Raw genomic sequence first — 13,077 nt, 5'->3', positions numbered from 1 at the left:
AACCGACCCATTCTTGCCGTTCAGCCGCGGGTATCCCGTCGCCATGCTGCTGTCTTGATCCTGCCAGTCCCGGTGCGGAGTGCCAACCGTAAGCTACGGCTGGGGAACCTGCGCGGGTAGGAACTATCGGTATTGCGGCGCGCTCCTTCACCGGGAGTGCAACGATGCCGGCCAGACTGAAAGTATTCCGGGCGCCCGCAGGCTTCTACTATGCCTACGTGGCGGCCCCCAGCCAGAAGGCCGCGCTTGCCGCCTGGGGCGCGGACAGCAATCTGTTTGCGCAAGGCATGGCCGAAAAGGTCGACGATCCCGCATTCACCAAAGCGCCGCTTGCCCATCCCGGCATAGTCATCAAGGCCCCGCGCGGAAGTCAGCAGGAACACCTTGCCGCGCTTGCCCAAACCGCGCCCAAAAGTGAAGATCGGACCAAGAAAGGCAAGCCCCCCAGCGAAGAGTCCGGCCAGACCTTGGGCAAACGCCCCGATCGTCCACCTGCGCCTAGGCCGAGCAGAGCCGCGCTGGACGAGACGGAAGCCGACCTTGAGCAATACGACCGGGCGCTGGCCGCGGAACTGGCGGAGCTCGAAGCCCAGCGCAAGCGGATCGCCGACCAGATCGAAAAGCGGCGCGAAGCTGCGGCCAAGGCCCGCGGCAAGCTGTCTTCCCGCCTGGAGAAGGTGCGCGGCGCCCATGAGGCAGCCATGGAGCGCTGGCGAAAGGACGCATGACCCGATCGGACCCACATCAACCGAACAGACCATGCAGGAACCAGTCCTGCCGGCCTGTCGCCGCGTCCACGCCGTCGCCCTGGCGGAAGAGCCAATAGCGCGCGCCGGTCTCGTCCTCGACAAGGAAATAGTCGCGCACGCTCAGCCATTCTGCCTCGCTCAAATGCCATTCGCCGTAGATGCGCTCGGGGCCATCGGCCCGCACCACCCGGCGCCGCATTCCGCGCCACACGAAATGGACTGGCGGGTGATCGGGCAGAAGTGCCATCGTCTCGATCAACTCTGGGCGCGGGAAGAGCCTGGCCGGACGCGGCCAGCGCTCGGGCCAGCGCAGCAATGTCGGATCGGCCATGGGCGCGATGCGCGCAGCCGACCGCTCGGGAATATGGCTTTCGCGAGCAGCGATCCTGTAGAGCCGCTCCTCGCCGAGGCGGCTCGCCAGAATGTCGACGAGCGCCGACACTTCGGGCACCGGCCGTTCACCAAGGCTCGACATGGCGCGAAGACCAAGCGGTTCGATGACGGGGGCGCAGAGCACCATGCGCTCGATCCCGAAGCCTGGATCGACGGTCTCGATCCTGTCGCACAGCAGCCTGCCGATCTGCTTCCTGTCACGGCTGGCGCGCGCAAGGCCGGCACGGATAGCCTCGACCGCATTGTCGATGCGATGGAAGCGCAGATCGAGGCGCCGCGCACCGAGCCCCACCTCCTCCAGATCGCGGCACAAGTCATCGACCAGCTTGTGCGTGTAGCGCGCCATCGTCTCGGGCGCGGCGATGGGTTCGGCAAAACGCCGCTCGACCTCGATCCGGCTGGGCGCCTCGACGGGCTCGAAGGGTTCGGCGAGCCTGCCATAGGCCTGATCGAGCCGCCTGCCGGGCTCCGAGCCAAAGCGCAGGGCAAGCGAGGCACGCGGCATCGCCTCGAGTTCACCGATAGTCTCGATGCCGAGCACGCGCAGTTTTTCCGTGGTGTCGGCGGCCAGACGAAGGCTGCCGAGCGGCAGCGCCGAGATCGCGGCTGCGAGCCCGGACGGATCGACGATGCGCAAGGCCTCGCCCCCGAAACGCGCAAGGGCATGGGCGGCGCCGTAAGTCGGCGCGCAGATAGCGCGCGCGGCCGTCTCGACATCGGCGAGCCGCTGCAGGATATCCGCAAGGAGGCCTGCCGTACCGCCGTACGGGTGGGCAGCGCCTGAAATGTCGAGCATCAATCCGTCGGGGGGATCGAGCGCAACGATCGGCGAATAGCGGCGCTGGGACCACACAGCGAGCTTCTCCAGCGCCTCGGCGTCAGCGGCCGGATCGGCATCGAGCAGCATGAGATCCGGAGCCAGTGCTTGGGCCTGCGTCACGGCCATTCCCGTGTAGAGGCCGAGCGGCTGCGCGGCGCTGCTGACCGCGGTCAACACGCGGCGCCGTCCATCCATGCCGGTCAGAACCAGCGGCGTCTCAGGAGGCGGCGCGTGCGGGCCAAGCCTGCGCCGCAGCCGGTCGATCGGCCAGGTCGGCAGGAAGAGCGAGACGACCTGTCGCATCGCAGGATTCCACAAGGAAGTCGGCGCACTCTCCAGCCCGGCACCGGATAAGCTCGACGAACCAGCGCGGCCGGGCGAGGCCCGGAACCGGCAAGGGCTTCGAAGGGACAGCCGTCACGCGCCAACGCGTTGCCGCCGCAGTAGGCTGACCGAAGTCCGCGGCATCCTCACGTCGCCGCCAGCGGCGCAGCGCAATGCCGATCGTGCCGCTGCTTTCTGCCGCGAGCAGCAAGCGCCGCGAGGCTGTCATGGAAAGGCGCGGGACTTCGGCGACAACGCCGGCGAGGCCGCCATGCCGAAGGCTCTCTTCGAAACAGGCCAGAACAGAGGTCTGATCGCGTGCCTCGACGTAGATGACGCGGTCGGGGTCGAGCCCGGCCTGCGCGATAGCCGGCGCGAAGAGATCGGGCTGGGTCATGCACCAAAGGACTGTCCCGCCCGTACGACCCATGATCCCCGCTGCAAAAAGCGCGGCGGCGGCGCCATCGGTGACACCCTGCGCCCCGCCCGCCACTTCGTGAAGCGATCCGAGCGCCAGGCCGCCGCCGGGCAGGCGCTCGTCAATCGCCGAGAGGCCGAAAGGCAGGACGCCGAGTTGGCGCCGCTCACCGCCCTCGATCTCGGCGATCCGGGCACGCAGTTGTGGCAGATGAGCACGCGCCCCTCGCTCTGTCATGAAGGGCCTCCTTGGGCTCCGGGAAATTGGAAGTTCCCTATTTGTTCTTGTGCGACAGCGAGTCAACGGGCATCTTCGATCGGGATTGATCGCTCACTCGCCAAGCGGCGGAAGAGTCTTGGAAATGTGCCGTGCCGTTCGCTTTGGGAAAGCGGGCACCGGCCGCCTTTTCGGCGGCGAGATCAGGTCATGGAGCAGGTCCCGGGCTGCAACGCACGCCGAATCGGAAATAGCGGACCTCACCGGCTCGCCTCTACAGGCCCCCGGTATCCGCCCGCTCACGATCGGCCTTGTCGTTTCCGCATGTGCCGGTGCCCTGTTCGAAATGGAAGCGGCTGGTGCCGGCGAGTTTGCGCCGCGCCGCGGCGCGGCAAACAGGATGAGGATTTCCATTCGGATGGCCGCGCGGCACCCAGTCGCATTCGCGGGCGCAAGCGTTTGCATGGCTGCCGGTGCAGTCATATCTTGCAGCAGGAGGAGAATGTCCCATCTGTAACCTCTACCGCCTGACCAGTCCCGCAAGCGCGATCGCAGCATTGTTCGGCGCTGAGACCGTTGATGGCGCGAACCTTGCCGATGTCGTCGCCCCGACGGATCCCGGGCTTGTCGTTGCCGAGGGACAGCTTGGCACGATGACCTGGGGTTTTCCGCGCACCGACGAGAGCAAGGTTACCGGCAAGAAACTGAAGCCCCATGCCGTCTACAATGCGCGCAGCGAAAAACTGGGCTCCAGGTTCTGGCGCGCGAGCTTCGAGCGTCGCAGATGCCTGATACCCGTGAGCGCGTGGGCGGAGGCCGCAGGCGAAGAAGGCCGGATGACCCGAACCTGGTTCTCGCTTCCGAGTGCAGAGACATTCGCGTTCGCGGGGATCTGGCGGAACTCGCCTGAGTGGGGCAAGGTTTTCACTATGCTCATGGTTCCGGGCCATCCGCAGATGGCCGGCCTCAATGACCGGATGCCAATCATTCTTGCCCCGGAAGACTGGGAGGTGTGGACCGGCAGTTCTGCGGCGGCGGCCTATTCGCTGTGCCGAACCTGGGAGGACAGGCTGGAGGTCGAAAGCACCGACGAACCCTGGTCCCGCAGGACCCGCGCTCACGCGGCCGCGCAGCAGTTGTCCTTGCCGCTCTGAGGAATGGCGACAACAGGAAATCCGTGCCGCGGAAGCGGCCCGCTACCGCGCCCAGTCCGCTGCGACCTCTAACAACCTGAACATTTCTTGCGAACCGTCAGGGTGAATTCAGCGGAGCCGTTGCCATATGGCTGATAAGCCCAGCTCACCTCAGGTGATAGAGCGATAACCACAACGCCGGCAAGGCAGCCCACAGGATTACGCTCGCCGCCTTATAGAATGGCGGTTTGCGCAAATCGGCGCGTCCAGACCTTCGGCCGTTGCCGATCTCCCAATTGAGGTCCGGCACCCGTGCCAACATGATCGCAAGCGTTACCAGCGCGACCCCGGCGTTTGAAAACCACCACACCGCCATGATAAGCGCGGCCGCGAAGAGTACGCCCGCGCAATTGATGATCCGCTGATCCTTGAGATCCCGCTAGATATGGGGCGCCAGTGTTGCATCGCTCTCGCCGGCCCTCTGCGATAGCCAATCGCTATTTTCCAGCCCGCGCAGCACAAACCCGACCAATGGCGTGGTTACGATCAATAGGACACCCCACGCAGCGAGGGTACCGATGATCTCGACAAGAATTTCATCCCCCATGACAACCCCTGTATGGAAAGTCGCTCACGGAATGCTGTGGTGCCGGAATCCTGGACTGACAAGTTAAATTTAGACAGCTGCGCCAGAGAAATCCTTTTGCATGCCCAGTAATAAAGTCCCTACGTGATCTATATGACGCTTTCTCGTTCTATATTCATCCTCGTGCGCCCCAAGGGGCTCTCTTTCCAAATTTCCCTCCGCTGGCCCGGTGGTCTCCGCTGCCGGGCCTTTTTGTGCCGGGATCGGGAATGAGACTTTGTCCGAAACGAGGGGTGGGCGAGACTCCCGGAAAGCTGGCCCCCGAATTCTACCCGAATTTATCCATGCGCCCTGGAACGTCGCAGAATTGCCCAGGCAGAAAATCAGGGCTGAAATAACAAGGTTAGGACCTGCAAACCCTTCCTGCACGGACGAGACATACGCTTCGAAGAATATTTCGCAGAAAAAATTGGTTTCGCATCTTGCCAGCCACTTGCGGAATGGGTGATGCCAAGCCGTCAATCAAATGAAACAACAATTCGGGTAACGGAACAAGAAATGACCGATGAAGCGATCCTCGCTCTCGCCGCGGATATTGTCACCGCACACGCGACCAACAACACTCTGCCGGCAGAGCAGCTGCCCCGATTGATCGAGGCAGTCTACGGCTCTTTAGCCCCTCTCGGCAAGGCTCCGGAGCCGGTTGAAGCCCGGACTCCGGCGGTCTCGATCCGAGCCTCGGTGAAGCCTGACGGCATCACGTGCCTCGAATGCGGAGTCAAGCTCCAGACCATGAAACGGCACCTCGACAATGAACACCAACTCGCCCCCGAGGAGTACAAGCGCCGCTGGAGCCTTCCCGCCGAATACCCACTGATTGCCCCGGCATATGCCGAGCGCCGCAAGCAGATCGCGCTTTCCTTGGGCCTTGGCCGCAAACCAGGCATAAAGGCGAAGCCGGAGGCTGCTGCTTGCCGGGACGAGGTAGAACTTACCGCCGCCGGACTGCCGGAAGGTGCCAGATTGGCACCCCGAGCCCGCAAGAAGCTCGGCATTGCCGCCGGCGACGAATAGTCCGCTCACAATGGGGCGCGAATGCGCAGAGGCTTCGCCCCCTTGAAGGCAGATCTCAGACACAGGGCTAGGCATAGAAGAAATTCGGCCGGCCGTCTCACCGCCGCGGCCGTGCTTTGGGCGAATGGTGCGACCTTGATCCTGCTGCCCCGCGCGCCGTGCCTGCCGCGAGCCACGGCACGCGGAACGTGCGCAAGCCGGAACCATCGCTATTGTGACGCGCTCCTTGACCGGGAGTGCAGCAATGCCAGCTAAATTGAAGTATTCCGGACGCCAGCGGGATTCCTCGATGCCTACGTGGCAGCACCCAGCCAGAAGGCTGCCCTTGCAGCCTGGGGCGCGGACAGCAATCTGTTTTTGCAAGGCATGGCCGAAAAGGTCGACGATCCTGCGTTTATGAACGCGCCGCTTGCCGATCCCGGCAAAGTCATCAAGGTTCCGCGCGGCAGCCCGCAGGAGCACCTTTTGGCGCTTACCCAAACAGCTGCTCCCAAGGCGAACGCCGGATCAAAGAAGCCACCGGGAGCATCCAGCCCGAGAACCTCCGGCCGGCCTTCCGCAATACACCGCAAACGCCCAACTCCCCCGCGGCCGAGCCGCGCCGCCCTCGATGCGTTCGAAGCCGAGCTTGAGAGACACGACCAAGCGCTCGCCGAGGAACTGGCTGAGCTCGAGGCCGAGCGCAAGCGGATCGCTGACGAGATTGCCGAGCGGCGCGAAACTGCGGGCAAGGCGCGGGCCAGGCTTTCGTCCCGCCTCGAGAAGGCGCGCAGCACCCATGAAGCGGCCATGGAACGCTGGCGTAAGGATGCATGATCCCACTGCCCGCATCACCCGGACAGGCCATGCAGGAACCAGTCCTGCTCGCCGGTCGCGGCATCCCCGCCGGACCTTGGCGGGAGAGCCAATAACGCGCGCCTGGTTTTGTAGTCGACCAAGGAAATAGTCGTATACACTCCGCCGCCTCCTGCCAACTGCGGTCGCAGGGCCCGCCATACGCTCGGCCTTCATGCCGGCTTGGCGGTGACACAAGCCCAGGCACTTTAGCCGAAACTGGTGACTCCAATACTCCCCGAATCTTTCAAAATGTGAATGCTCTTTCAAGGAAACCGGTGTCCTGTGCCGCAAACATGGAAAAAAATGTAAAACTCGGCGGAGTGGCGTTTGCATGCAACGCTTCAACGCAAACCGCATCAGCGCAAACCCCTCCCGAAAGTATTGAGGCAAACGCGTTACGAATACGCGGCAAATTCCTGGGTAGAGGTTGGAGCAAGTTAATGAAGATCTACACGCTGAGCTTTTCAGATGACGGAGACGGCGTTGCCCGGCGCCTTGAATTCAGGGCTGAGGACTTGACGAGTGCGCTCATCATTGCGCACCGCGAGGCGGCCCGCCGAGGCGCTGAACTCTGGGAAGGCACCAAAAAGCTCTGCACCATCCGCAAGCCCATCGAAGCATCGCCAACTTTCAATCAATACGCATTTTGATCACGGCGATTGCCAGCCGTTTCGCAAAGGGAACCGCAGGGATGAGTGGGGCCTTCACAGAGGTGCGGATACTGGCGCGCAGGGTCTTTGCCATCCGTGCGGCCCGTCAGCGAGCCAGCACCTAAGGGCATCTTGTCGTCTGGCGTTTCCCGAAGCAGGGCCATCGCTGGTCCGGCCCTATGAACGGGAATGGGGCGGCGGCGGTGTTCTTGATTATGGCGTGAACCGCCCTCCATATTGCCAGGCGCTGAGCATCTCGGCGGAGGACCGGACATGCGGTCTCAAAAGCGCGTACGTCCGCCGTGCCGCCACGCCAGATCGAAGGCTGTCACAACTAAGTACGGGAACAACTCCTCCTGGCGAGATGTTAAGTCGGTACTGTCCCACAGGCAGTCCGGTGCCGCCTTCCCCCTTCCCGGCCGCATCGAATTGAGGCCGTTCCTTTCGGGGAACGGCCTCTTCCCGTTTGGCCGCCATCTGCTCCTTACGCGGCGCCCACCCGCGAGCACCTGATCATCGCCGGGCGTTCGCCGGCATGCGCGCGGCGGTATGGCCTGCCGCTGCGCCCGTATCGCGAATAAGGGAAACCGGTCCGCGGACGTGGAGCGCGGCGAATGTTCGATCCCGGAGCGGAGATGAGTTGACCACGCTCGGTTTTCGTCCGCCGTATGCCAAACGCGATTCTGGGCGGCGATAAATTGCGGCCGTCTGTAGAATGTGATGGGCAGGCAAAATCCGTGGCAAGTTTATTGCGGATGGTAAGCGAATTGGTTCGGGCGGAAAAGACCTGCACCTCTCTCAAGAGGCTCTGGGTGCGCTCGGCCGCGTCTTCCGCGTCCCTATACTCAATCATCCCTTCGAGCGAAAAGAGTGGTTCGAGGGGAAAAGACGGCAAATTTGACTCGCACCGTGGGTTGGGCGGCACCGCTCCGATCTACTAATTGCAATTTCGCTTCGGCCGGCCACGCTGCGCCAAGAGCGCGACCGGTTGCTTGCGGCGCACTCGCAAATTGCGCTTAGACTGACAGGTAAAGACCCTCGCGCGGACCCAGCTGTCAGGCACGGTCATTTGCACCGTCACCGCCCAAGCCTCCGGACGATTGGGCAGTCAAGAACCCATCCCTGCCACGCAGAGTTCAGACTCTCGTGAAAATCTCGTCAGAGTCAAAAGTGGTGAACGTGCCGTCCGAATTTTCTGATGCGTCATAGCCAGTGTCGGTGAAAAACTCTGTATCTGGAACCTTTTGGCCTGGGTCGCTGAGAGGGCGCAACTCGGTATATCGTTGCCATTCCACAATGGTGCGCCGCTGTCCGCTTGGAGCAATGACGTCGAACCTATCTTTTTCTATCATGGTCTTCCTGCGTGAAGGTGACGTCGAGCGTCGTCGGCTATACACCTCATGATAGGAGGCGCTCTCGCAACCAACCGTGATGCGGGTCACTCTTCGGGAAAGTGTGAGCAGCTTGCTCGTTGGTCACCCAACTTTCCAGGGACAACTTCGAGGCCAGCTGGTTCGGCAACCATGGATTTGGCGCGCCGCGGGCAATCGAAGCAGTCCGGTATTTCGAACTGAATTATCTGCGTCTCACCACAACGACCACGTAGCACGGTCATCGTTCAAGCCTCGCGCGATCCGGCGCCGCGAAGGCAGCGGCGACAATCGCACCTGCCGCAATCTTTCAGATCTTGAATACCCACCATAGGGGGCTCACTCCCTTGGTGGTGTACCGGTGCGCACGATTTCCCGTCGGTCCGCGTACGTTGGAACGTTTCGGCTTTCATTTCCTTAGTTATCGTCTCGTCGTCGTGCGTAAGCGGCAATTGTGTTCTGCTCCCGCCAGTGCCGGTTCTCCTCTTTCACCTTTAGTCAGGCGAGGCTTCCGATTCGCGGATAAGGGGGATCGCGCCCCTCGTGGTGCCTTCGCCGCAAACGGCCGAGTTGCCCGGCACCTCGTGCACAGCTTGCCCTGCATTGCGGCCCAGCCACCGGCCCGAACCTGCGCGGACGTCGGGCTCGCGGCGCCACGGCAGCGGCCCTCCAATTCGGATGCGCTGATGCTCGCGCTAGCCTTAGCTTGCTCGCCCAGGCTGTCTCCACTCAACCTGGCGGCCCCCGCCTCGAATTTCCTGCTTCCCAGATTTGGCGCCCGACTTCCTGAACGGGCGACGCCTCGTCTGCGATCTTCAGCCCTCTGCGGCGCCGCTCCCTTCCGCCGCCCGCCAATTGACCTCTCCCTTATCTACGCACGCGCTCTTGCCGGAACGACGATGTTAAAGGGAGTGAGGCAAGCGCGCCATTGATGGCGCAGGCCAACGCCCGTCCTCGGGGCGGGCACGTCCGCGCACGTCAAACCATCGCGCCAAGCTCGTCCCGGAAGCGACAAGTATCGCTGCTGCTCTGCAATTTTTCCTCACCGCGTCGGCCATCGCGATCATTGGGCGCCCGCGTCTCCGCTCGCCCGCGCTTCTTGCCTCAAGCTTGGCCTTTGTAAGAGGCCGAACTTCGCGTGTCTGGCACCTTCTTGCCGGCAGCATTCGGCCCGTTCGTCGAAGGCCCTGGTCAGCAGGCTTTGGTTGGAAAATCCGCCATGGGGGCGATTTGTGCGAAAGGGAGATCGCTGGTTCACATGAGCCACGCCGCACTTGCGATGCACTGGCCGAATAATCTACACAAGTTCTGGCATAATCGAGCCAGGTCGAGCATAATATGAAGCGTTTATCTTCGTATCTGCTCTCATTCAAAACTATCCCATTTCGCGCGATGGTCGTCAGGAATTACTTCAAAAATTGCGCAATGTTTGGCGCCCCGTATTTTTGGGATTTCGACGACACCCACCACCGTTAAATATGTGCACAATTTCGAGGGAATAGATGTGGCACTGCGTGCGGCAATATAATTACTTGGAACCTTTGAGGCATCGATCTTTTGTTCGCTCAAAAGAACGGCAAAATCAGTCGCGAGCAAAACGACGAGCGTAGTGGCGATCGCGAGACTAATGTAGATCGTGACGCGTCCGCCTTTGATTCCGCGTATTTTGGCGGTCATGAGCACCCCTCTCAAAGATTACGAGCCAGTTAGCCAACCTTCCCTTATTAAGCAATTAAATCAATCCCTCGCCAAGCCACGCAGAGAGACCTAGCGCGTTGGTATCGATTTGTTCCGCGGCTTCAGCGACCAAATCTATCGCGTACTCGCCATCTGATTGCCGGCCCAAGCGTGACGATCAGGAGAACCGCGATGGTACGGCCCAATTGATCAAACAGGCTTAACCTGACATCTTCGACGACAGAAAAGTCAAACCGGCCAGAATCGGTTGCGGGACTGCGGCGATCTCGCTGTGTTGCGCTACTCGAATCCTGGTAACAGTCCGCGTCACACGTTGCTCCCTGCAATACCGATGCCCCCGATCGGGAGGAGCCATAATCACGGCTCAAACGTCCGCCCGCTTAGGAAACCTGGGCTCGGGGCCGATGAGCACGGCTTTCTCGTGACAAGCATGGAAAGCGATTGGACCGAGGCCGTCCCACCTGCCACCATAACCCAATTCCGCAAGATCATTTCGTTCAATGAGAGGCACGTCTTTTGGGGCACTCAACGATCGAAACGTGAGGGATCGAGCCCGCCCTCCTCTCGTTCTTGAAGCGCTCGGCATCAACGTGCGATCAAGATCGGTTCCGGGACGGCACAACATCGGTTGTGGGACAGCGCGCAAAAGCTCCTCAACTTTGCGCGCCGAGGAGGCCAAGCGCCAGATCAAGTCGGCGCCCGGGATATTCAGTAATCTAAGCGTATCGTGCCAATAACGCTGCGGGGAGCGGCGTAGAATGCCTGACCCCATGCCAGCGAGTTCAGATACTTCGCGTTGGTAAGATTACGCACATTCACGCTGGCCTGGACGTGATCGACCAGCTTGATGCCTGCCAGGACGTCCACGACTGCATAGCCCTTTTGGGAAATTGGCAGACCTGCACTGTCGTCGGTGCCGCTGATCGCACTCTGGTAGCGGAACTGTGCACCCAACTTGAGATCGCGCCATTCGGGCACTTCATACGTCGCTGCCAATTTGATACTGTCGCGCGGGATCTGGTTCTGCGTCCGCAAACCCTGATCGTCTTCGATCTTGAGGTGCGTAAAGCCGCCGCTCAGCAGCCAATGATCCATCACACGCCCGGAAACCTCGACCTCAAAGCCCTTGGAGGTCGTGTCCAGCGGTTCATAATAGTCAAGCCCCAGTGGGCCATCTTCTCCATCGAATGTGCCGAGATAACTGGCGAGGCCCCGCTGCTTGGCCTTGAAGACGGCGGCCGTCGCGGAGAGCCGGTTGTCCAGCCAGCTGCCCTTGAGGCCGGCTTCCAGAGAAGTGCCCTTGGCAGGATCCAGACGCCGGTTGTCGATATCTACCTGGCTTTGCGGCGCGTAGATGTCGGTATAGCTCGCATAAAGCGTCAGATTGCTGGTAAGGTCGAACAGCAGCCCGGCATAGGGGCTGACCTTGTGATCGTCCCGCGCGAGGTCGGATCCGTAGGAATCGCCGGTTGTCTTCAGCCACACGGCGGAGGCGCCCGCCACGCCTTTCAATCGGTCCATGAAATTGAGATGGATCGCGCCATATACCCGCGTCAGCCGATTGCGTTCTTGCCCCTGAAGGACGATTTCCGGAAAATCCGGTTCCGGCGGGACGAAGGAACTGAGTTGGCGGATGTCGCCGTAATCGATCTCGGCATCAGAATAGCTTTCGTACTCGCTGCTCCGCAGCCAGCCATTCGACATGCCAAAGGCGAGTTGATGACTGCGACCGAACAGTTCGACGCTGCCGGATGCGTAGCCATCGATCAAGTATTGCTGGTTATGGCTGGGATAAATGCCGGCGCTTCCGACGATGCCCAGCCCGGTGTCCGGATCGGGCGTACCTGACGCATAGAGTCGCTTCGCCCTGGAATCGGTGTTGTTGTACGTGAAGACCCCGCGCACCGACCAGTCGCCGCCAAACCGATAGGTCAGTTCACCGAAAGCGCTCTCACTCAGAACATTGGCATAAGTCCAAGGCGCCGATGTGCTGGCAGAACGTGGATAGGCGATACGCGTGCCATCGCTGTAGATAAGCGGCAGGGCGCCCCACAGGATCCCATCGGCCTTGTTTTCCTGGCGCGTATAGCCGACCGTGGCGGTAAGATCCGGCGTGATATCCAGCGCGACGAAACCGCCCACAACGGTGCGATTGACCTTGTTGAAATCGAGATAGGAATTGCGTTCCTCGTGCGCGCCAATGACGCGGGCCCGCAGCGTGCCACTGGCGTTAAGCGGGCCGGAGACATCGCCTTCAAGCCGCCACATTTCGAAAGATCCGGCATAAGCTGAGACGTTTGCCTGAAAAGTCGTCGTCGGACGCTTGCGCAAATAGTTCACGGTGGCGGACGGATTGCCAACACCGGTCATGATCGCGTTCGCGCCACGTACGATTTCCACGCGTTCATAGAGGATCGTGTCGAGATCGCCATCTACCGCGCCCAACAAAGGAAGGCCGATGCCGTCTACCTGGAAATTGGTGATGTCGAAGCCCCGAGAGGTGTACTCGGTGCGATCGGTCTCATTGCGCTGGACCGTGACACCAACGGTCTGTTCGAGCAGGTCGTTGACATTCGTCAGGGCGAAGTCGTCGATCCGCTGTCGATCGACAACCGTTACCGATTGCGGGGTTTCGCGGAGCGAAAGATCGAGGCCGGTGGCCGAGGCACTTTCATTCAGATTTACCTGGTTGGTTCGCGCGCCGGTGACGATGATATCCCTTCGCGCCTGCGCCTGATCATCGCCGTTGGCGGGCTCTGCAGCGTAAGCGGGGACGACAGCCAAAGCGGGCATGGCGGCAGTTAAAAGC

Annotated in this window: 11 protein-coding genes; 5 read left to right on the top strand and 6 right to left on the bottom strand. The window is 61.5% G+C overall.

Translation table 11 applies throughout. From position 1 onward, the window contains the following. Positions 1–164: 164 nt before the first annotated feature. Positions 165–728 (top strand): hypothetical protein, encoded by a 564-nt coding sequence (locus EDF56_RS24475; protein ID WP_132392567.1) that lies wholly within the window; start codon positions 165–167, stop codon positions 726–728. 16 nt (positions 729–744) lie between these two features. On the opposite strand, the gene EDF56_RS24470 is transcribed toward EDF56_RS24475, so the two are convergent. Then, positions 745–2,265: a DNA polymerase Y family protein gene (locus tag EDF56_RS24470; protein ID WP_132392565.1), complete on the bottom strand. Its 1,521-nt coding sequence runs from the start codon at positions 2,263–2,265 to the stop codon at positions 745–747. Continuing rightward, on the bottom strand, positions 2,180–2,941 hold the full coding sequence (locus tag EDF56_RS24465; RefSeq protein WP_132392563.1) for an ImuA family protein: 762 nt from the start codon (positions 2,939–2,941) through the stop codon (positions 2,180–2,182). The genes EDF56_RS24470 and EDF56_RS24465 overlap by 86 nt, the downstream gene beginning before the upstream one ends. 452 nt (positions 2,942–3,393) lie before the next feature. Here EDF56_RS24465 and EDF56_RS24460 point away from each other — a divergent pair, with 452 nt between their 5' ends. Next, positions 3,394–4,074 carry an SOS response-associated peptidase family protein gene (locus EDF56_RS24460; RefSeq protein ID WP_347813004.1) on the top strand — a complete coding sequence of 227 codons (681 nt, stop codon included), beginning with the start codon at positions 3,394–3,396 and terminating at the stop codon, positions 4,072–4,074. Between the two features lie 145 nt (positions 4,075–4,219). Here EDF56_RS24460 and EDF56_RS26150 read toward each other — a convergent pair whose 3' ends face one another. Continuing rightward, positions 4,220–4,429: a hypothetical protein gene (locus tag EDF56_RS26150; RefSeq protein WP_165912372.1), complete on the bottom strand. Its 210-nt coding sequence runs from the start codon at positions 4,427–4,429 to the stop codon at positions 4,220–4,222. A 768-nt stretch (positions 4,430–5,197) separates the two neighbouring features. On the opposite strand from EDF56_RS26150, the gene EDF56_RS24455 reads away from it, so the two are divergent. The 3 genes from EDF56_RS24455 to EDF56_RS26540 all read left to right on the top strand — a co-directional run bounded on the left by EDF56_RS24455 (position 5,198) and on the right by EDF56_RS26540 (position 7,200). Further along, the gene (locus EDF56_RS24455; protein ID WP_132392561.1) at positions 5,198–5,713 is read left to right on the top strand and encodes a MucR family transcriptional regulator; all 516 of its coding nucleotides are present in this window, start codon (positions 5,198–5,200) and stop codon (positions 5,711–5,713) included. 297 nt (positions 5,714–6,010) lie between these two features. After that, a complete protein-coding gene (locus EDF56_RS24450; protein ID WP_132392559.1) occupies positions 6,011–6,529 on the top strand; it encodes a hypothetical protein in 519 nt (172 codons plus the stop codon). A 314-nt stretch (positions 6,530–6,843) separates the two neighbouring features. Continuing rightward, a complete protein-coding gene (locus EDF56_RS26540) occupies positions 6,844–7,200 on the top strand; it encodes a hypothetical protein (protein WP_243652837.1) in 357 nt (118 codons plus the stop codon). Positions 7,201–8,336: 1,136 nt separating this feature from the next. On the opposite strand, the gene EDF56_RS24440 is transcribed toward EDF56_RS26540, so the two are convergent. The 3 genes from EDF56_RS24440 to EDF56_RS24430 all read right to left on the bottom strand — a co-directional run bounded on the left by EDF56_RS24440 (position 8,337) and on the right by EDF56_RS24430 (position 13,061). Next, positions 8,337–8,552 carry a hypothetical protein gene (locus EDF56_RS24440; protein WP_132392555.1) on the bottom strand — a complete coding sequence of 72 codons (216 nt, stop codon included), beginning with the start codon at positions 8,550–8,552 and terminating at the stop codon, positions 8,337–8,339. Positions 8,553–9,935: 1,383 nt separating this feature from the next. Next, complete coding sequence (locus EDF56_RS24435) at positions 9,936–10,247, bottom strand: hypothetical protein (RefSeq protein WP_132392553.1); 312 nt, start codon at positions 10,245–10,247, stop codon at positions 9,936–9,938. A 729-nt stretch (positions 10,248–10,976) separates the two neighbouring features. Then, positions 10,977–13,061 carry a TonB-dependent siderophore receptor gene (locus EDF56_RS24430; protein WP_243652836.1) on the bottom strand — a complete coding sequence of 695 codons (2,085 nt, stop codon included), beginning with the start codon at positions 13,059–13,061 and terminating at the stop codon, positions 10,977–10,979. Positions 13,062–13,077: the final 16 nt, after the last annotated feature.

It is taken from the genome of Novosphingobium sp. PhB165, from assembly GCF_004341845.1.
In the GTDB taxonomy this organism is placed as follows: domain Bacteria; phylum Pseudomonadota; class Alphaproteobacteria; order Sphingomonadales; family Sphingomonadaceae; genus Novosphingobium.
The sequence above is the reverse complement of the archived record's forward strand: the minus strand, read 5'-3'. Positions and strand labels throughout refer to the sequence as shown.

What these genes read in the sequence shown, in the direction of transcription:
- EDF56_RS24475 (WP_132392567.1), top strand. Translation starts at nt 165, where the DNA reads ATGCCGGCCAGACTGAAAGTATTCCGGGCGCCCGCAGGCTTCTACTAT.
- EDF56_RS24470 (WP_132392565.1), bottom strand. Translation starts at nt 2,265, where the DNA reads ATGCGACAGGTCGTCTCGCTCTTCCTGCCGACCTGGCCGATCGACCGG.
- EDF56_RS24465 (WP_132392563.1), bottom strand. Translation starts at nt 2,941, where the DNA reads ATGACAGAGCGAGGGGCGCGTGCTCATCTGCCACAACTGCGTGCCCGG.
- EDF56_RS26150 (WP_165912372.1), bottom strand. Translation starts at nt 4,429, where the DNA reads ATGGCGGTGTGGTGGTTTTCAAACGCCGGGGTCGCGCTGGTAACGCTT.
- EDF56_RS24455 (WP_132392561.1), top strand. Translation starts at nt 5,198, where the DNA reads ATGACCGATGAAGCGATCCTCGCTCTCGCCGCGGATATTGTCACCGCA.
- EDF56_RS26540 (WP_243652837.1), top strand. Translation starts at nt 6,844, where the DNA reads ATGGAAAAAAATGTAAAACTCGGCGGAGTGGCGTTTGCATGCAACGCT.
- EDF56_RS24440 (WP_132392555.1), bottom strand. Translation starts at nt 8,552, where the DNA reads ATGATAGAAAAAGATAGGTTCGACGTCATTGCTCCAAGCGGACAGCGG.
- EDF56_RS24435 (WP_132392553.1), bottom strand. Translation starts at nt 10,247, where the DNA reads ATGACCGCCAAAATACGCGGAATCAAAGGCGGACGCGTCACGATCTAC.
- EDF56_RS24430 (WP_243652836.1), bottom strand. Translation starts at nt 13,061, where the DNA reads ATGCCCGCTTTGGCTGTCGTCCCCGCTTACGCTGCAGAGCCCGCCAAC.